The organism is Streptomyces sp. NPDC026417, assembly GCF_055567695.1.
This window is the reverse complement of sequence record NZ_JBVHPY010000010.1, coordinates 46,783-64,028: the sequence shown is the minus strand read 5'-3', so window position 1 is coordinate 64,028 and position 17,246 is coordinate 46,783. Positions and strand designations below refer to the sequence as shown.

General features: G+C 73.0%; 15 protein-coding genes. 4 read left to right on the top strand and 11 right to left on the bottom strand.

The features are described from left to right. Positions 1-12 precede the first annotated feature (12 nt). Positions 13-825 carry a lysophospholipid acyltransferase family protein gene (locus ACZ4NT_RS17685; protein WP_121403485.1) on the bottom strand — a complete coding sequence of 271 codons (813 nt, stop codon included), beginning with the start codon at positions 823-825 and terminating at the stop codon, positions 13-15. A 217-nt stretch (positions 826-1,042) separates the two neighbouring features. Between ACZ4NT_RS17685 and ACZ4NT_RS17680 the strand changes: the two genes are divergently transcribed. Both ACZ4NT_RS17680 and ACZ4NT_RS17675 read left to right on the top strand, forming a co-directional pair. Beyond that, positions 1,043-1,852: an alpha/beta hydrolase gene (locus ACZ4NT_RS17680; RefSeq protein WP_467726178.1), complete on the top strand. Its 810-nt coding sequence runs from the start codon at positions 1,043-1,045 to the stop codon at positions 1,850-1,852. Then, the gene (locus ACZ4NT_RS17675) at positions 1,845-2,447 is read left to right on the top strand and encodes a hypothetical protein (RefSeq protein WP_121403483.1); all 603 of its coding nucleotides are present in this window, start codon (positions 1,845-1,847) and stop codon (positions 2,445-2,447) included. Before ACZ4NT_RS17680 ends, ACZ4NT_RS17675 begins: the two co-directional genes overlap by 8 nt. Before the next feature lie 93 nt (positions 2,448-2,540). On the opposite strand, the gene ACZ4NT_RS17670 is transcribed toward ACZ4NT_RS17675, so the two are convergent. The 6 genes from ACZ4NT_RS17670 to ACZ4NT_RS17645 form a co-directional block, all read right to left on the bottom strand. After that, a complete protein-coding gene (locus ACZ4NT_RS17670) occupies positions 2,541-3,311 on the bottom strand; it encodes an endonuclease/exonuclease/phosphatase family protein (protein WP_467726176.1) in 771 nt (256 codons plus the stop codon). 449 nt (positions 3,312-3,760) lie between these two features. Then, positions 3,761-4,714 (bottom strand): ROK family glucokinase, encoded by a 954-nt coding sequence (locus tag ACZ4NT_RS17665; RefSeq protein WP_121403481.1) that lies wholly within the window; start codon positions 4,712-4,714, stop codon positions 3,761-3,763. Positions 4,715-4,768: 54 nt separating this feature from the next. Beyond that, complete coding sequence (locus ACZ4NT_RS17660; protein ID WP_121403480.1) at positions 4,769-5,242, bottom strand: DUF5304 domain-containing protein; 474 nt, start codon at positions 5,240-5,242, stop codon at positions 4,769-4,771. 102 nt (positions 5,243-5,344) lie between these two features. After that, positions 5,345-6,514: an ArsA family ATPase gene (locus ACZ4NT_RS17655; RefSeq protein WP_467726173.1), complete on the bottom strand. Its 1,170-nt coding sequence runs from the start codon at positions 6,512-6,514 to the stop codon at positions 5,345-5,347. Between the two features lie 299 nt (positions 6,515-6,813). After that, positions 6,814-7,257 (bottom strand): SRPBCC family protein, encoded by a 444-nt coding sequence (locus ACZ4NT_RS17650; protein WP_121403478.1) that lies wholly within the window; start codon positions 7,255-7,257, stop codon positions 6,814-6,816. Positions 7,258-7,413: 156 nt separating this feature from the next. Next, the gene (locus tag ACZ4NT_RS17645) at positions 7,414-8,169 is read right to left on the bottom strand and encodes a metallophosphoesterase family protein (RefSeq protein ID WP_467726171.1); all 756 of its coding nucleotides are present in this window, start codon (positions 8,167-8,169) and stop codon (positions 7,414-7,416) included. Positions 8,170-8,507: 338 nt separating this feature from the next. Here ACZ4NT_RS17645 and ACZ4NT_RS17640 point away from each other — a divergent pair, with 338 nt between their 5' ends. Then, a complete protein-coding gene (locus ACZ4NT_RS17640) occupies positions 8,508-10,304 on the top strand; it encodes a long-chain fatty acid--CoA ligase (protein WP_121403476.1) in 1,797 nt (598 codons plus the stop codon). A 333-nt stretch (positions 10,305-10,637) separates the two neighbouring features. Here the strand turns inward: ACZ4NT_RS17640 and ACZ4NT_RS17635 are convergent, their stop codons facing one another. Then, positions 10,638-11,780, bottom strand: a complete 1,143-nt coding sequence (locus ACZ4NT_RS17635) for a glycosyltransferase family 4 protein (RefSeq protein WP_467726169.1) — start codon at positions 11,778-11,780, stop codon at positions 10,638-10,640. A gap of 141 nt (positions 11,781-11,921) precedes the next feature. Between ACZ4NT_RS17635 and ACZ4NT_RS17630 the strand changes: the two genes are divergently transcribed. Next, positions 11,922-13,163, top strand: coding sequence for a glycosyltransferase 87 family protein (locus tag ACZ4NT_RS17630; RefSeq protein WP_121404769.1), 1,242 nt, complete (start codon positions 11,922-11,924; stop codon positions 13,161-13,163). A 133-nt stretch (positions 13,164-13,296) separates the two neighbouring features. Here the strand turns inward: ACZ4NT_RS17630 and ACZ4NT_RS17625 are convergent, their stop codons facing one another. From ACZ4NT_RS17625 to ACZ4NT_RS17615, 3 genes are all read right to left on the bottom strand, one after another. After that, positions 13,297-14,493 carry a hypothetical protein gene (locus tag ACZ4NT_RS17625; protein WP_121403474.1) on the bottom strand — a complete coding sequence of 399 codons (1,197 nt, stop codon included), beginning with the start codon at positions 14,491-14,493 and terminating at the stop codon, positions 13,297-13,299. An 87-nt stretch (positions 14,494-14,580) separates the two neighbouring features. Continuing rightward, positions 14,581-15,597 (bottom strand): NlpC/P60 family protein, encoded by a 1,017-nt coding sequence (locus tag ACZ4NT_RS17620; protein ID WP_121403473.1) that lies wholly within the window; start codon positions 15,595-15,597, stop codon positions 14,581-14,583. A 238-nt stretch (positions 15,598-15,835) separates the two neighbouring features. Further along, positions 15,836-16,870, bottom strand: a complete 1,035-nt coding sequence (locus ACZ4NT_RS17615) for an NlpC/P60 family protein (protein WP_121403472.1) — start codon at positions 16,868-16,870, stop codon at positions 15,836-15,838. Positions 16,871-17,246 lie beyond the last annotated feature (376 nt).

Here is a 17,246-nt window from a genome sequence, read left to right as displayed (position 1 = left end):
TGACGGACGCGGCTACGAGCCGGACCGTTCCCGCTCCGCCCGTTCCTTCCGGTCCTGGTCCTGCTGCGCCCGGTCCTTCGCGGCCTGGGCCCGTTCCTTCTCGGCCTGCGCGTGCGCGGCCCTGGCCGCCTTCTCGGCGTCCTTGCCGGCCTTCGCCGCCTCCGCGATCTGCCGCTTGGCGGCCGTCGCGTACATGTCGACGTACTCCTGGCCGGAGAGCTTCATGATCTCGTACATGACCTCGTCGGTCACCGCGCGCAGCACGAACCTGTCGTGCTCCATGCCGCTGTACCGGCCGAAGTCGAGCGGCTTGCCGATCCGGATGCCGGGCCGCATCAGCTTGGGCATCACCTGGCCGGGCGGCTGGATCTTCTCCGTGTCGATCATGGCGACGGGGATGACGGGGGCGCCGGTGGCGAGCGCCACGCGCGCGAGGCCGCCGGGCTTGCCCCGGTACAGCCGCCCGTCGGGCGAGCGGGTGCCCTCGGGATAGATCCCGAACAGCTCACCGCGCTCGATGACGTCGACCCCGCTCTTGATGGCCGCCTCCCCCGCGCCGCGCCCGCCGGAGCGGTCCACCGGGAGCTGGCCCACGCCCTTGAAGAAGGCCGCGGTCATCCGGCCCTTGATGCCGGGTGTCGTGAAGTACTCGGCCTTCGCGATGAAGGTCACCTTGCGGTCCAGGACCGCGGGCAGGAAGAAGGAGTCCGAGAACGACAGGTGATTGCTCGCCAGGATGGCGGGGCCCTCGGCGGGGATGTTCTCGAGGCCTTCCACCCAGGGCCTGAAGGCGAGCTTCAGTGGCCCTCCGATGGAAAACTTCATTGCGCCGTAGATCAACCGAGTGCCTCCTGTGTCGTCGGTGAGACCTTAACCCGGAGCACTGCCAAAGGCTCCGACGACCCTGGTCGGTGTCAGTGCGGTCGCGTACGGTGAAGTACGCCCCGAACCCTCGGGCGCCGTTCCGCCCCACTCGTCGTGCCGTCGTCCTGCGCGCCCGCCCCATGACCGTTCCGCCCCCTCATGAACAAGGAGACCGAAGGTGCCGGTCCTTCCCGGAGCCGAGCCGTACCGCCATGAAGGCGGAGAGATCGGCGTCCTCCTCTGCCACGGCTTCACCGGTTCCCCCCAGTCGCTGCGCCCCTGGGCGGAGTTCCTGGCCGAGCGCGGCCTGACGGTCGCGCTGCCGTTGCTCCCCGGGCACGGCACGCGCTGGGAGGACATGCAGCTCACCGGCTGGCAGGACTGGTACGCGGAGGTGGACCGGGAGCTGCGCGCCCTGCGGGAGCGGTGCTCGCAGGTGTTCGTCTGCGGTCTCTCCATGGGCGGCGCCCTGACCCTGCGGCTGGCCGCCCGGCACGGGGACGACATCAGTGGCATCGTCGTCGTCAACCCGGCGAACAAGGTGCACGGACTCTCCGCGTACGCCCTTCCGGTGCTGCGGCACCTCGTGCGCACCACGAAGGGGCTCACCAGCGACATCGCCAAGGAGGGCGGCATCGAGGTCGGCTACGACAAGGTGCCGCTGCACGCCGCCCACTCCCTGCGGAACTTCTTCCGGGTGGTCGATGCGGAGCTGCCGCAGGTCACGCAGCCGATGCTGCTGCTGCACAGCCCTCAGGACCACGTCGTGCCGCCCGCGGACTCGGCGCGCATCCTCAGCCGGGTGTCGTCCACGGACGTGACCGAGATCCTGCTGGAACAGAGCTACCACGTCGCGACGTTGGACCATGACGCGGACCGGATCTTCGAGGAGAGCCACGCGTTCATCGGCCGGCTCGCGCCCGCCGTCGGCAAGGAGTCGGAAGCGGGTCGGGTGAGTCAGCAGGAAGGGACGGCCACCGGTGGCTGAGTACGACGCGGACCGCGGCGAGCCCGACGAGAAGGACCCGCCGCTCGGGGACGAGCAGAGCGTGCCCTTCGACGAGGCGGCCGCATGGGCGGCGATCGTCGCCGGGTACGGTGACGAGCCGCCGGACCCGCCCGGCTCGAAGCCGTTCAAGTCCGTGGAGGACCTGGCCCTGCTCGAACCGGAGACGAACGACGCGGACACCGAGGACCCGGGCCGCCGCGCGGCCGATCCGCCCGCTTCGGCGAGGCCGCTCGGCAGCTCGATCGCCTTCGCCCCGGGCGTCGCCGGCGGCCCGCGCGACCACACGGCCCCGGACGCCTCCGAGGACGACTTCGGCGACGACGACGAGGGCCACTTCGTCCCGCCGGAGCCGCCCCCGCTGCCCGCGGCCGACACCACGGCCAAGTTCGCCTGGCTGGCCGTCCTCGGCGGACCCGTCCTGCTCCTCCTCGCCGTGCTGCTCGGCTGGGACATGACCTGGTGGCTCGCCACCCTCGGCATCGGCGGCTTCCTCGGCGGTTTCGCGACGCTGGTGATGCGCATGCGGGGCGACGACGAGGACGAGGACGACCCCGGCCGGGGCGCGGTCGTCTGATCCCGCGTGACCTCCAGGGCCCGTCCGGACGCATCGGACGGGCCCTGCGCACACCCGGACCCCGGGGGCCGAGGCCTCCGGGGCCGACACCCCCTAGGCGGCCGGGATCCGCAGGGCCGCGAGGACCGGGAGGTGGTCCGTGGCCGCCCGCAGATCCTGCTCCGTCACCCCCGGATGGCCGAGCGGCACCCCGCAGCCCAGGATCTCGACACCGGGGGTGGCGAAGATCGCGTCGATGCGCTGGTGGGGGTCGGCGGGGGTCGAGGTGTGCTCGGCGCCCCAGGGTGCGGCCGCCCAGCAGTCCCTCAGGTCCTTGCCCAGACGCTGGAAGGCCCGGCCACCGGGACGTTCGTTGAGGTCGCCGCCCGCCACGGCGTGCGGGGTGCCCAGGTCCGCGAGGCGGTCGAGGAGCAGACCCGCCTGGTCGTACCGCTCGTCCTTCTGCAGCGAGAGATGGCAGCTCAGGACACCGAGACGGGCACCGCCGAAGCGGACCACCGCGGTCGCGAAGCCCCGCCGGTGCAGGCCCGGCGTGAGCGGGAGGAGGACGTCCTCGGTGCGCTCGACCGTCGCACGCAGGCTGCACAGGACGGCCGGACCGGCGGCGGGGGCCCCGCCCGACAGGACCACCAGCCCGGAGGACGCGGCGAGCCGGGCCAGCTTCTTGCGCCAGCGGAAGAAGCGCGGCGCCTCCTGGACGAGGACCAGGTCGGGTGCGCAGGCGCCGATCACCCGCGCGAGCGCGTCGGTGTCGTCGCGCATCGAGCGGATGTTGTAGCTGAGCACCCGGACGACGGCCGAACCGTCTGCTTCGGTGCGGGAGTTGGGCAGGGGACGGGTCGCGCTCGGCGTGCTCGCAGACATGCCGATCAAGATACGACAGCGGGGCCCGGCCCGGTGCGGCGACGACACCGGCCGTCCGCCACCGACCCGCCCGGTCCGGCGACCGCGGGGACGACCACCGCCGGTGCACCGGACCGGGCGCCCCCGGCGCGACGTCCGGGGCGCCGTCGGTACGCCGGCCGAGGCGCCGCTCCGGCCACTCGCGGTGCGCCGGACCCGTCGTGGCCGGCTCGACGCCCACCCGCTCGTGGGTACGGCGGACCCGTCGCCGTCACCGTCGCGGCAAGCCGCGCCCGGCCGCTCGCCGGCGTGGCGGCTCGGTCGGGCGTGGGTGCGGCGGCTCGGTCGGCGTCCGTACCGGTCCGGACACGGCAGTGGCGGCTCGGTCGGCTCCGTACCGGCCCGGACACGGCAGCGCCCGCCGTGCCCCTTCCGGGGTGCGGCGGGCGCTGCCGTGAAGGCGGGGGACGTCACATGACGGGGTCGGGCTCCCGGGCCAGGTCGGCCGCACCGACCAGACCGGCCTTGTTGCCCAGCTGCGCGGCGATGACGTCGGCGACCGGACGCCAGTTGCCGCCGACCAGCCACCGCTTGTACGACTTGCGGATGGGGTCGAGGACCAGCTCACCCTCGTCCGAGAGACCGCCGCCGACGATGAAGGCGGAGGGGTCGAAGAGGGAGGCCAGGTCGGCCAGCCCGGCGCCCGCCCAGCGGGCCAGCTCGCGGTAGGAGTCCACCGCCACCGGGTCGCCCTGCCGCGCGGCCATCGAGATGTGCTTGCCCTCGATGCCGTCGGGGGTGCCGTCGCCCAGCGCGAGCAGGGTCTCCGCGTTCTCGGGGGTGGCGTTGGCCCGCTGCTTGGCGTACCGGACGAGGGCGCGCCCGGACGCGTACTGCTCCCAGCAGCCCTGGCTGCCGCAGCCGCACAGCAGACCGTCCGGCACCATCCGGATGTGGCCGAACTCGGCTGCCACGCCGAAGTGCCCGCGGCGCAGCTTGTTGCCGATGATGATGCCGCCGCCGAGGCCGGTGCCGAGGGTGATGCAGATGACGTTGCGGTGCCCCTTGCCTGCACCGAACTTGTACTCCCCCCAGGCGGCCGCGTTCGCGTCGTTCTCGACGACGACCGGCAGGCCGACGCGGGCCTCGACCTCGTCCTTGAGCGGCTCCTGCCGCCAGTCGATGTTCGGCGCGAAGTACACGGTCGAGCGCTGACGGTTGACGTAACCGGCGGCACCGATGCCCACGCCCACGATGTCGTGCCCCGCGCGGGCACCCTCCACGGCCGCGGCGATGGCGTCCACGATCGCCTGCGGTGTGGTGGGGGTCGGCACCTTGAAGGTCGAGAGGATGTTGCCTTCCTCGTCGACCACGCCGGCCGCGATCTTCGTGCCGCCGATGTCGACGCCGATGGTGAGTCCCATGAATCCCTCAGTTTCGGTCGAGCCCCGCTACGGCCAACCGTACCCGAGGGGCTCTCAGTCCAGGTCGATGTGTTCCCCGGGACCGGTGCCCTCGTCGCGGGGGCGCGCGTCCCGGGCCGTCCAGCGGCGCTCCTGGGCGGCGACGGCCGAGCGGTAGGCGGCGAGCAGCTCGGAGCCGGCGGTGGCCAGGTGGTCGAAGACGTCCGGGTTGCGCTCGATGACGGGTTCCACCGCCGCCTTGGCCTGCTGCACGACCTGGCTGACCATCTGCTGGGCCGTGCCCGAGGCGACGGCGCCGAACAGGGGCGACTGCAGTCCGGACAGCTTGTCGGCGACGGCGTCGACGAGCTTGCGCAGTTCCTCGGCGGCGGAGCCGGGCGGGGTGCCGTGCTCGGCCCGGCGGCGCGCCTTCTCCGCCGCGAGATCCTCGGCGCACGCCTTCGCCCAGGCGTCGGCGTCGGCATCGGCCGCTCGCACCTCGTCGGCCCTCTCCTGAGCGGCGTCGGACGTGGGGCGCTCTTCGCTCATGGCGGACTCCTGACTACGTTTCGTCCCTCCGACGTTACCCGAACGGGGGTAACCGGTTCACCGTCTTCGGGGCCGGGTCCCGCGGCAGGGCCCGGGATCCGGTCACCCGCCCTGCGGCCACAGCCCGGGATCAGGGGTGAAGCGGACGCGCAGCTCGCCCTCGCGCAGGGCCGCGCCGGCGACCGTGCACCGGCGCAGGACGGACGGCAGCGGCACGATCCGGCGGAACTGCCCGGCGGCGACGACGAGTTCGTCACCGCGGCGGACCAGGTCCAGTTCCTCCCGTATCGCGCCGGGCAGCGGGATGTGCCAGACGAGCACGCCGTCGTCGGCGAGGTGGTCGGTGACCGGCCACTCGACCGGCCCGCCGGACTCACCCGGACCGGGGACGCCGAGTGCCGCGAGGTCGTCGCCGCCGCGCGGGTCCCGCCCGAGATGCGGGACCTCGTGGAGGGCGTACGTGCCGCGCCACTCGTCGAGCGCCTTGGACTGCTGGGCCGCCAGCGCGGCGAGCCACTGGTCCTCCGTGTCGTCGGGCAGCACCCGGTTGGCGACCAGGGAGTCGACGCGCAGGCCGCGCAGGGCGAGGGCGGTGGCAGCGGTGCGCACGGCGTCGGCTCCGGCCGGGCCGGGCTCGGCGACCAGACGTACGGTCGTGGCGCGGTCGGCGACGACCGCCTCCGCCGCGGCCAGCTCGACGTCCCAGCGGGCCGCCGTCTCGTACAGCCACTCCGCGGGCATCGGCACACCGGCCAGCCGGCCGAGCATCGGGCGCAGCGCCCGGGCCGCCTGGCGCTCCGCGGGGATCAGCCGCCGCAGGTAGCGGCGCAGCTCCTCGGGGAGGGAGAGCAGGGCGAGCGCCTGCGGGGTCGGCGGGAGGTCCACGACCAGCAGGTCGTACGGTCCCGAGGTCGCCGCGTCGCGCAGGGCGCGGAGCAGGGCGAGCTCCTCGGCGCCGGGCAGGGGGGTGACCTCCTCGGCGTCGAGGCGGGTGGCGCCGAGCAGGTCCAGGGCGCTGGTGGCGCGTTCCTGGAAGGCGGTGAGGTCCTCGCGGAAGCGTGCCGTCGCGTCGGGGCGCCAGGTGGTGAGGCGGGGCGCGGCCTCCCGGGGCTCCGCGCCGGTGCGGACGTCGAGGACGGCGCCGAGGGTGTCGGTGCGGTCGGCGCTCAGGACCAGGGTGCGGGCGCCCTCGCGGGCCGCCTTCAGCGCGGTGGCCGCGGCGACGGTGGTGCGGCCGGTGCCGCCCTGGCCGGTGATCAGGATGGTGCGCATGGTGGTGAACGGTACCTGCGCCTTGCCGGCGGGGGGACCGGGCTCACCTGGGCGGTCCCTTACCGGCGGGGGCCTGGCTCACCTGGGCGGTGCCTCGCCGGCGAGGGCCTGGCTCACCCGGGTGGTTCCCCGGCCGGGGCCCCGGGGTGACCGGGTGGCCTCGTCGGCGAGGCCCGGCCGCTCGTCGCGGGTCGGCCCCGAGGGCACCGGACGTCGGTCGCCCGATGCGCTCGTCCTCACACGCCGGACGGGACGACTGCTGCCCGCCTGGCCGGAAAGTACCGCTGCCCCCGGCGGGGCTACTTCCCCTCGGACTCCACGCGCTTCTTCAGGCCCGCCAGCGCGCGGTCGATGATGACCTTCTCGGCCTTGCGCTTGATCATGCCGAGCATGGGGATCTTGACGTCGACCGTCAGCCGGTAGGTGACCTCGGTGGCACCGGCGCCGGCCGGCTTCAGCAGGTAGGAACCGTCCAGGGACCGGAGCATCTGCGACTTCACCAGGGTCCAGGACACCTCGTGGTCGCCGGTCCACGTGTAGCCCAGCGTCTGGTCGTCCTTGATGGCCCCGGCGTCCATGACGAGACGCACCTGCTCGGCCCGGCCCTGCGCGTCGGTGGCGAGAACCTCCGCCTCCTTCACCTCGCCGGTCCAGTCCGGGTAGCGGGCGAAGTCCGCGATCACCGCCATGACGTCGGCCGGTGCCGCCTCGATCGTGATGCTCGAGCTGGTGTGTTCCGCCATCGCGGTGGCTCCTCCAGATGCGGTCCGGTGAGGGAGGCTGCTGCGCACGTGTGTGCAGCGTGAAGGCTACCGCGCGCCGGCCGGGCCGCCGTCACCGCGTCCGCGGCCGCCCGCCGCCCGTCGGTCCCCGCGTCCCGGGCGGGCCGGACGCGCCCTTCACCACTCCAGCGCCCACGGCCGGCCCGACCCCGCGAAGTGGCCCACGTTGACGCACTCCGTCGCCCCGACGCGCATCCGCCGTACCAGCGGCTGGTGGACGTGGCCGAAGAGCGCGTAGCGCGGGCGGGTGCGGTGGATGGCGTCCAGCAGGGCCCGGCTGCCGCGTTCGAAGCGGCGCGCCACCGTGTCGTAGACCAGCTCCGGGACCTCGGGCGGGATGTGGGTGCACAGCACGTCGACCTCGCCGACCGCCTCGATCTTCGCCGCGTATTCCTCGTCGCTGATCTCGTAGGGCGTCCGCATCGGGGTCGGCAGGCCGCCGCCCACGAACCCGAAGACCCAGCCGCCGATCTCCACCCGTTCGCCGTCGAGCACGGTCGTGCCGGGTCCGGCGTATTCCGGCCACAGCATCGGCATGTCGACATTGCCGTAGGTGGCGTACGTCGGTGTCGGGAAGGCGGCGAACATTTCGGCGTACTGCTTGCGCACCGCCTTCTCGATGGCCGCGGCCCGGTCGGCGCCGATCCCGCCCCACAGCCGGGCTCCGAACTCGCGCGCCTCCTCGAAGCGGCGGGCCGTGCGCAGCTCGACGATGCGGTCGGCGTTCTCCGCGCCGAAGAGGTCGGGGAAGATGCCGCGCGAGTGGTCGGCGTAGTCCAGGAAGAGCACCAGGTCACCGAGGCAGATCAGGGCGTCCGCGCCGTCTCCGGCCGTGGCCAGGTCGCGCGCGTTGCCGTGCACGTCACTGACCACGTGAACGCGCGTCCTTCGGTTACCGGCTCGTGTGGGTGCCATGACGATCAAGCGTAGGCGTGTGCGGCAAACGTGAACAGAGGCGGTCGGACCTGCGGTTACTGGCTAGTCCTGAACGGGGTGGACTACTGTGCGCGAAGGAACGCCAACACGTGTGACGCATAGAACATCTCGCCGGGACCCCCTGTCGAAGAAGCCATACCGGCGGGTAACGTCCGGGCCGTCCAGTCGTGCTCAGGATTTCAACCATGACGTCTTCGAGCACCTGCCCGAGCCTTGGACCGCACCGTCGCATCACACAGAGTCGTGGCGTCGGCGCCCTATGAGGAGCAGCAGTCTTGCGCGAGTTCAGCCTTCCGGCTTTGTACGAGGTCCCTGCGGACGGCAATCTGACCGACATCGTCCGCAGAAACGCCGCGCAGCATCCCGATGTCGCCGTCATCGCCCGCAAGGTGGGCGGTACGTGGACGGACGTCACCGCCACCACCTTCCTCACCGAGGTGCGGGCCGCGGCCAAGGGCCTGATCGCGTCGGGCGTGCAGCCCGGCGACCGGGTGGGCCTGATGTCCCGCACCCGCTACGAGTGGACCCTGCTCGACTTCGCCATCTGGAGTGCGGGCGCGGTCACCGTGCCCGTGTACGAGACCAGCTCGGCGGAGCAGGTGCAGTGGATCCTGGGCGACTCGGGCGCGACCGCCTGCATCGTCGAACTGGAGACGCACGCCGCCTCCGTCGAGTCGGTGCGTGACCGGCTGCCCGCCCTGAAGCACGTCTGGCAGATCGAGGCCGGCGGCGTCGAGGAGCTGGGGCGCGCGGGCAAGGACGTCTCGGACGAGACCGTCGAGGAGCGCAGCTCGGCCGCCAAGGCCGACGACCCGGCGACCATCGTCTACACGAGCGGGACGACCGGCCGCCCCAAGGGGTGCGTCCTCACCCACCGCAGCTTCTTCGCGGAGTGCGGCAACATCGTGGAGCGGCTGCGCCCGCTGTTCCGCACGGGCGAGTGCTCGGTCCTGCTCTTCCTGCCGCTCGCGCACGTCTTCGGACGCCTGGTGCAGGTGGCGCCGATGATGGCGCCGATCAAGCTCGGCTGCGTCCCGGACATCAAGAACCTCACCGACGAGCTGGCGGCCTTCCGGCCGACGCTGATCCTCGGTGTGCCGCGCGTCTTCGAGAAGGTCTACAACTCGGCGCGGGCCAAGGCGCAGGCCGACGGCAAGGGCAAGATCTTCGACAAGGCGGCGGACACGGCGATCGCGTACAGTCGCGCGCTGGACACCCCTTCGGGTCCTTCCCTCGGCCTGAAGATCAAGTACAAGACCTTCGACAAGCTCGTCTACAGCAAGCTGCGTGCGGTGCTGGGCGGGCGCGGCGAGTACGCGATCTCGGGCGGCGCCCCGCTGGGCGAGCGGCTCGGGCACTTCTTCCGCGGCATCGGCTTCACGGTCCTGGAGGGCTACGGCCTCACCGAGTCCTGTGCGGCCACCGCGTTCAACCCGTGGGACCGCACCAAGATCGGCACGGTCGGGCAGCCGCTGCCGGGGTCCGTGGTGCGCATCGCGGACGACGGCGAGGTGCTGCTGCACGGCGAGCACCTGTTCAAGGAGTACTGGAACAACGAGGGCGCGACCGCCGAAGCGCTGGCCGACGGCTGGTTCCACACCGGTGACATCGGCACCCTCGACGAGGACGGCTACCTCCGGATCACCGGCCGCAAGAAGGAGATCATCGTCACTGCGGGCGGCAAGAACGTCGCCCCCGCGGTGATCGAGGACCGCATCCGGGCGCACGCGCTGGTCGCCGAGTGCATGGTGGTCGGCGACGGGCGTCCCTTCGTGGGGGCGCTGGTCACGGTGGACGAGGAGTTCCTCGGCCGCTGGGCCGACGAGCACGGGAAGCCGGCGGGGTCCACGGCGGCGTCGCTGCGGGAGGACCCGGATCTGCTGCGGGCGATCCAGGACGCCGTCGACGACGGGAACGCGGCGGTGTCCAAGGCGGAGTCGGTGCGGAAGTTCCGGCTGCTGCCGTACCAGTTCACCGAGGAGTCGGGGCATCTCACGCCGTCCCTGAAGCTCAAGCGGAACGTGGTGGCGAAGGACTACGCGGACGAGATCGAGGCGATTTATCGGGGCTGATGCCCCTGGGCGGGGCTGGTGCGGGGCGTGTTCTGCGGCGGGGCGTTGTCCTTGCCGTGGGGGCGCCCCGTCGCCGTGGGGGCGAGGGTTCGAATGCCGGCTCGCCGTCGTTGTGGTTGCTCGCGCCGTTCCCCGCGCCCCTGACGGGGCGCCCCCGCCGCGGAGGCCAGGGTTCCAACGCCGGCCCGCCGCCTCCGTGGTTGCTCGCGCCGTTCCCCGCGCCCCTGACGGGGCGCCCCCGCCGCGGAGGCCAGGGTTCCAACGCCGGCTCGCCACCTTCGTGGTTGCTCGCGCCGTTCCCCGCGCCCCTGACGGGGCGCTTCCGGCGTTGGGTTACAGGAGGGCTTTCAGGTGTTCGGCCAGGAGGTCCCAGCGCCATTTCTGCTCGACCCACTCGCGGCCCCGCTCGCCCATCCGACGGCGTAGGTCGGCGTCGCCGAGGAGGGTGACGATGCGGTCGGCCGCCTCGGCCGGGGAGCCGCCGCGGACGACCCAGCCGGTCTCGCCGTCGAGGACGGCGTCCGGCGCACCGCCGGAGTCCCCGGCGACGACGGGGAGCCCCGTCGCGGACGCCTCCAGGTAGACGATGCCGAGCCCCTCGACGTCGAGTCCGCCCCGCCGCGTACGGCACGGCATGGCGAAGACGTCCCCGGCGCCGTAGTGCGCGGGCAGTTCGGCCCAGGGCACCGCGCCGGTGAAGCGGACCGAGTCGGCGACGCCGGTGTCGCGGGCGAGCCTGCGCAGGTCCTTCTCGTACGGACCGCCGCCCACCACGAGCAGCACCGCCTCGGGCTCCGCGGCCAGGATGCGCGGCATCGCGAGGATCAGGGTGTCCTGGCCCTTGCGCGGTACGAGCCGGGAGACGCAGACGACGACCGGCCGGTCGGTGAGGCCGAGCCGGGCGCGGACCTCGTCGCCGCCCGAGGCGGGGTGGAAGGTCTTCTCGTCGACGCCGGGCGGCAGTTGGACCATCCGGGAGGCGGCCTCGGGGGTCAGCGCCGAGGCGATCCGCGAGCGCGTGTACTCGCCGAGGTAGGTGATCGTGTCCGTGGACTCGCCGATCCGGCGCAGGAGTTGCCGCGCGGCGGGCAGCTGGGCCCAGCCGGCCTCGTGGCCGTGCGTGGTGGCCACGAGCCGCTCGGCGCCCGCCCTGCGCAACGCCGGCGCCATCAGCCCGAGCGGTGCCGCCGCCCCGAACCAGACCGACGTACATCTGTGTTCCCGCAGCAGACCGACCGCCCGCCGGGTGACCGCGGGCGTCGGCAGCAGCATCGTCGTGCGGTCCCGTACGACGGTGAAGGGCTGCTCGGCGTCGAAGGCGGCCGTCGCCTCGGCACCCTCGCGACCCCGCTTCCAGGTGGACGCGTAGACCACGAGCCGCCCGGGGTCCAGCCGCAGCGCCATGTTGTGCAGGAACGCCTGGATGCCACCGGGGCGGGGCGGGAAGTCGTTGGTCACGATCAGGGTCTTGTCCATCGCGCCCGACCCTACCCAACCGCCCTCCCGGCCGTACTCGCAGCTCCGTACGGCCGCGCTTCATGGCCGTGGCACAGCCCCGCACGCCATCATGACCCCGCGGACCCGCGCACGATCCGGACGAACAAGGGCCAGGTGGGCATGACGGGCACAACGGGTGAACGGTTCCCGTACGCACTGCTCGGGGCCTGGGTCCTGACCAGGCTGGTGCTGCTGCTCCTCGTGTTCAGGGTGTTCGTCTTCCCGGGTCCCGACGTGACGAGCGACGTCTCGGTGATCTACCAGGGCTGGTACGAGGTGCTGCGCACCGGGACCTTCCCGCTGGACGACGTCACCTGGCAGTACCCGCCCGCCGCCGCGCTGGCGGTCCTCTCCCCCGCGCTGCTGCCCTTCCTCGACTACCCCTCGGCCTTCTTCGTCCTGGCCTTCCTCGCCGATCTCCTGGCGTTCGCCCTGCTCCGGTACGCGGGGCTGCGGCCGGGCAAGTCCTCGCGCGGCGCCTGGGTGTGGGTGGCGGGCGTCGCCCTGCTCGGTCCGACGGTGTACGCCCGCTACGACGTGATGGTGACGGCGGTCGCCGTGGCCGCCCTGCTCGCCGGGGTGCGCCACCCCCGCACGATGGGGGCGCTCGCGGGCCTCGGCGCGATGCTGAAGGTGTGGCCGGTGCTGGTGCTGGTGGGAGCGGCCCGGGGAAGCGCCAAGCGGGCCTGGGCGTCGGCGGCGGCGACGGTCGGCGGGCTCGCCCTGCTGTTCGGGGCGGCGATGCCCGGCGCGTTCTCGTTCCTCGCCTTCCAGCGCAGCCGCGGCACGGAGGTGGAGTCGCTCGGCTCGCTCGTCTTCCACGTGGCCCGGCACTTCGGCTGGGAGGGCGAGGTGCTGCTCAACTACGGCTCGGTGGAGTTCCTCGGGCCGCACGTCGACGTGGTGAGCGGGGCGGCACTCCTCCTCACCGCTGTGGCGTTCGGCTGGATGCTGCTGTGGCGGCTGTGCGCGAAGCGGTTCCTGGCGCACACGCTCGCCGAGGCCGCGTTCGTGGCGGGGCTGATGTTCACGGCCACCAGCCGGGTGATCAGCCCGCAGTACATGGTGTGGCTGGTGGGGCTCGCGGCGGTCTGCCTGTGCTTCCGCGGCACCCGGATGACCCGGCCGGCCGGGCTGGTCCTCGCCGCGACCCTGGTGACCGTCCTGGAGTTCCCGGTCTGGTTCTCGCACGTGGTGGCGAGCGACCTCCTCGGGATCGCCCTCCTCCTCGTGCGCAACGGGCTGCTGGTGGCCGCCGCCCTCACCGCCGCCCTGGAGCTGTGGCGGGGCACCGTCTCCCAGCCGGCCCCCACGGTGCCGGGTCAGGCCACGCGCACCAAGGAGAGCCTGGCGTCCTCCTGACGGCGTACGCACACGAGCAGCACCGCGCACCGGAGCACCGTCGCAGGTACTGGTCGCGGGCGGCCCCGGCGCGGCGGAGCGGGCCCGGCTCACCGGGGCCGGGCCGCCGACCGCCCGGGGCGACGGGCGCCCGTCAGCCGAGCTGCGAGCGCAGGTACGCCCGCCACTGCGCCGTGAAGGCCTCCGGTGTCGTGTGCAGGACGTCCTGGAGCGCGCCCTCGACGGCCCCGGCACGCCGGCCGTGGGCGCCGACGGCGCGGTAGAACTCGTTCAGCCGGACCTCGCCCCAGCGGTCGGCGATCAGCCGGCAGGCCATCCAGCCGCCCTCGTACGCCCGCGCGAGCTTCGCCGCGTCCCCGGTGAAGCCGAAGTCCGCGTCCTCGGGGAGCCCCGCGGGCACCTGCCCGTCCACCACGGCCCGCTCCAGCTCCGGGGCGACCTCGGAGGCGGTCCGTCCGCTGCCGAGGTAGCCGGCCCAGTCGGCGTAGCCCTCCGACAGCCACAGGGGCGTGGCCGCCGTGGTGTGGGCGCGGGTCGCGACATGGGTCGTCTCGTGGGTGAGCACGACCTGCCGGCCGAGCCCCCCGAGGACGCCGTACGCCTCGGGGTTGACGATGATCCGGTCCGCCGGCGTCGGAGCCGAGCCGCCCGCCTCGCCGGTGGTGACGGCCGCGATCCCGCGGTACCCGGACGCCGAGGCGCCGAGCAGGCCGGCCATCCCCTCCAGCGTCTTCGGTACGAGCACGACCACGTGCCCCGTCCAGTCCACCCCCCAGGTCCGCGACACCGCGGGCACCGCCCGGTCCGCGAGCTCCGCGTACCCGCGGAGCGTCTCGCGCGACTGCCCCACGCCGAGGACCAGGCTGTGCTCACCCCGGACGGTGCGCACGGCGCCCTGCTCCCACAACTGCTCGGCCGCCTTCGTCGCGGGCCGGTCGGAGACGACGTGCCAGCGGCCCGCGTCGCGGGTCAGGCGCAGGGTGCGGCCGGTGGTCACGGGCGCCCGGTCGTAGCCCGCGACCCGGTAGCTCAGGTCCGCGTCGGCGGTGGCCCGGTCGCCGGTGCGCCGGAAGCCGGTCAGCCGGTAGGACCAGGCGGCCAGCGGGACGTCGCGCAGGTTCCCGAGCCCGGTGGTCCCGCCACCCTGTGCCCCGGTCGCCCGGTAGGCCGCCGCGTCCCGGTGCAGGACGGCCGCGGCACGCCGGTCCAGCACCCGCTGGACGGCGTCGGCCGCGGTGTCGTGCGCCGGGCGGCCCGAACAGCCCACCAGGGCGGCGAGCAGCAGCACACAGCTCGCCACGATCCCCGAGACGCGCCCACGACCAGCCACGTTCCCGATCGTACGGCGGCCCCGCCGGACCGTCGGACCGCCGTCGCGGACGCGTCCGGATCCGGACCGTCGCGGCGGGCCGCGGCCTCAGACCCGGGTCACCGACGAGACCGGCATCATGCCCACCGGGTCGTAACGCACCGGCGCCCCCGGATAGGGGGCGTGGATGACCTGGCCGTTGCCGACGTACATCCCGATATGACTCGCGTCGGACCGGTAGGCGACCAGGTCGCCGGGCTGCGCCTGGGAGAGCGGCACCTGGCGTCCGGCGTACCGCTGCGCCTGCGAGGTGCGCGGCAGACCGACGCCCGCCTGCGCGTACGACCACTGCATCAGGCCCGAACAGTCGAAACCGGTGGGCCCGTTGGCGCCCCACACGTACGGGCGCCCGAGCGCGGAGCGCGCGGCGGCGACGGCGGCTGCCGCGCGGCCGGAGGCCGGTGCCCCGTCGCCGAGGTCCGGCATGCCGGAGCGGCCGGAGCGCGAGGCCCGGTCGTACGCCGCGCGCTCCGCGTACGGCAGCGAGTTGAGCAGGCGCCGTGCCTTCGCCAGCTTCTGCTCGACGGTCTTCTTGTGCCGCGCGACGGCCTTGCGGCTCCGCTCCAGTTCGGCGAGTTTGCCGCTCGCCTCGTCGCGCCGCTGGGCGAGATCGCGCATGGCCGTCTGGAGCTCCTTGAGCTCGCCCGCCTGATGGACGCCGATCCGATCGAGCACGGCGGCCTTGTCGAGGTAGTCGTCCGGGTCGTCCGAGAAGAGCAGGGCGAGCGAGGGGTCCATGCCGCCGGAGCGGTACTGGGCCCCGGCCAGGGAACCGAGCGCGTCCCGCATGGTGTTGATGCGCTCCTGCTGGCGGGCGATCTCGTCCTGGGCGGTGGACACCTGCTCGCGCAGGGTGTCGGCGCGCTCGTCGGCCTTGTTGTACGCCTCGGTGGCCTGCTCCGCCTGCTCGTACAGCCGGTCCACCGTGGAGCGGGTGTCGTCCGCGGGCTCGGCGAGGGCCGGGACGGCACCGAGGGCCGCGGCGGCGGCGGACAGCACGCAGACGGCGGCGCTGGTCGCGCCCCGGTCGAACCCGGATGGTGCAAGGCGACGATGGGACCCCACGGGTAGCCGCTCTCCCTCCGCTGACGGACCCCCTGCGTTGGGGGAAACGCGCCAGACAGTAGCCGTGCGACTACGCACCGGCCAAAGACCTCGGCGGCCACACAACGTGACGCCCCGCCTCAGACGCAGGTCATCGGCGGGGCGTGGGGTCAGCGGGAGCCACCGCAATTCGCCCGTTTGGGCGGTGTGGTGGCGGCGCGCGGAGAGCGGACGGCGGGGCCGGACCGTTCAGGACGGGTCAGATGCGGACACCGAACTGGAAGGGCATGTTGCCGATCGCCTCGTAGCGCACGACGGTGCCGGTGCGCGGGGCGTGGAGCACCTGGCCGTTGCCGGCGTAGAGACCCACGTGGTGCTGGTCGCCGTAGAAGATGACCAGGTCGCCGATCTGCAGGTCGCTCTGCGAGTAGATGCGCGTGCCGGCGTTCGCCTGCGCCTGCGAGGTCCGGGGTATCGAGACGCCGGCCTGGGCGTAGGCCCAGGAGGTGAGGCCCGAGCAGTCGAAGGAGCTGGGGCCGGTGGCGCCGTAGACGTAGGGCGAGCCGATCTTGCTCTGCGCGGCGGAGAACGCGGCGCCGGCCCGGCCGGAGGCTGCCTTGCCGCCGGAGTCGAGCGCGCTGCGCTCGCTGGCGCGGGTGGCGCGCGCCTGCTCCGCGTCGAGTGCCGCCTTCTCCTTGGCCGTCAGGGTGTTGAGGAGCTTCTGCGCCTCGGCGAGCTTGCCCTGGACTTCCTTCTTCTTCTTGCCGAGTTCGGTGCGGGTCTCACCGAGGTCCTTCAGCTTGGCGGAGGCTTCCTGGCGCTGCTGGGCGAGCGAGCGCTGCTTCTCCTGGATCTTCTTCAGGGACTCGACCTGCTGACCGCTCAACTGGTCGAGCGTGGACGCCTTGTCGAGGTAGTCGTCCGGGTCCGAGGAGAGGAAGAGCTGCACCGAGGGGTCGATGCCGCCGGACCGGTACTGGGCGGTGGCCAGGGAACCGAGGCCGTCGCGGAGGTCGTTGAGCTCTTCCTGGCCGCGGGCGACGTTGTCCTGCAGGGTGCCGATCTGCTTCTCGAGCTTGTCCTGCTTCTCCTTGGCCCCGTTGTACTTCTCGGTGGCCTTCTCGGCGTCTTCGTAGAGCTTGTCGACCTTGGACTTGACCTCGTCCTTGCTCGGCTTCTCGCTCGGCGCGGCGTTGGCGGCCTGCGAGCTGAGGGCGACTGCGGCGGCAGCAGCGGTGGTGAGCACGGTCACGCGGGTGCGGCTCGGCTGCTTGGGTCGACGGTGGGACGCCACGAAGGCGAGCTCCTTCTTCCTCCAGCCGCCTGCCGATGCGCCGACGGGCGGTGTCCCTCCACCGTCACTCCCAATGAGTGATCACCCGAGCGGAGGTTCGAGGCCTGACCCTAGTGACCTTCTTGTGATCAGTTCAAATCCTCACCGGAAAAATCTCGGTCACCGAGCGCATTCTTTACCGGCAACTCACATGCAGTAATACGCGTTTGACGCTACGTTGCGTGAAGGTTTCGCCAATTCGGGCATCAGGCCCAGACGTTACGCATGGTGCGTACGTTTCCTATGGGCCGCTAAGAGCGGAAAGACGCCACCGCGGTACTCGGCTCCGTAAAGCGGCGGATTCGCCTCCGGGAAACGGCGTACGGGCCTGCCGAGG

Excerpts from the sequence above, each read along its gene's own strand:
- ACZ4NT_RS17685 (WP_121403485.1), bottom strand. The coding sequence starts at position 825 with ATGAAGTTTTCCATCGGAGGGCCACTGAAGCTCGCCTTCAGGCCCTGG.
- ACZ4NT_RS17670 (WP_467726176.1), bottom strand. The coding sequence starts at position 3,311 with ATGTCTGCGAGCACGCCGAGCGCGACCCGTCCCCTGCCCAACTCCCGC.
- ACZ4NT_RS17665 (WP_121403481.1), bottom strand. The coding sequence starts at position 4,714 with ATGGGACTCACCATCGGCGTCGACATCGGCGGCACGAAGATCGCGGCC.
- ACZ4NT_RS17660 (WP_121403480.1), bottom strand. The coding sequence starts at position 5,242 with ATGAGCGAAGAGCGCCCCACGTCCGACGCCGCTCAGGAGAGGGCCGAC.
- ACZ4NT_RS17655 (WP_467726173.1), bottom strand. The coding sequence starts at position 6,514 with ATGCGCACCATCCTGATCACCGGCCAGGGCGGCACCGGCCGCACCACC.
- ACZ4NT_RS17650 (WP_121403478.1), bottom strand. The coding sequence starts at position 7,257 with ATGGCGGAACACACCAGCTCGAGCATCACGATCGAGGCGGCACCGGCC.
- ACZ4NT_RS17635 (WP_467726169.1), bottom strand. The coding sequence starts at position 11,780 with ATGGACAAGACCCTGATCGTGACCAACGACTTCCCGCCCCGCCCCGGT.
- ACZ4NT_RS17630 (WP_121404769.1), top strand. The coding sequence starts at position 11,922 with ATGACGGGCACAACGGGTGAACGGTTCCCGTACGCACTGCTCGGGGCC.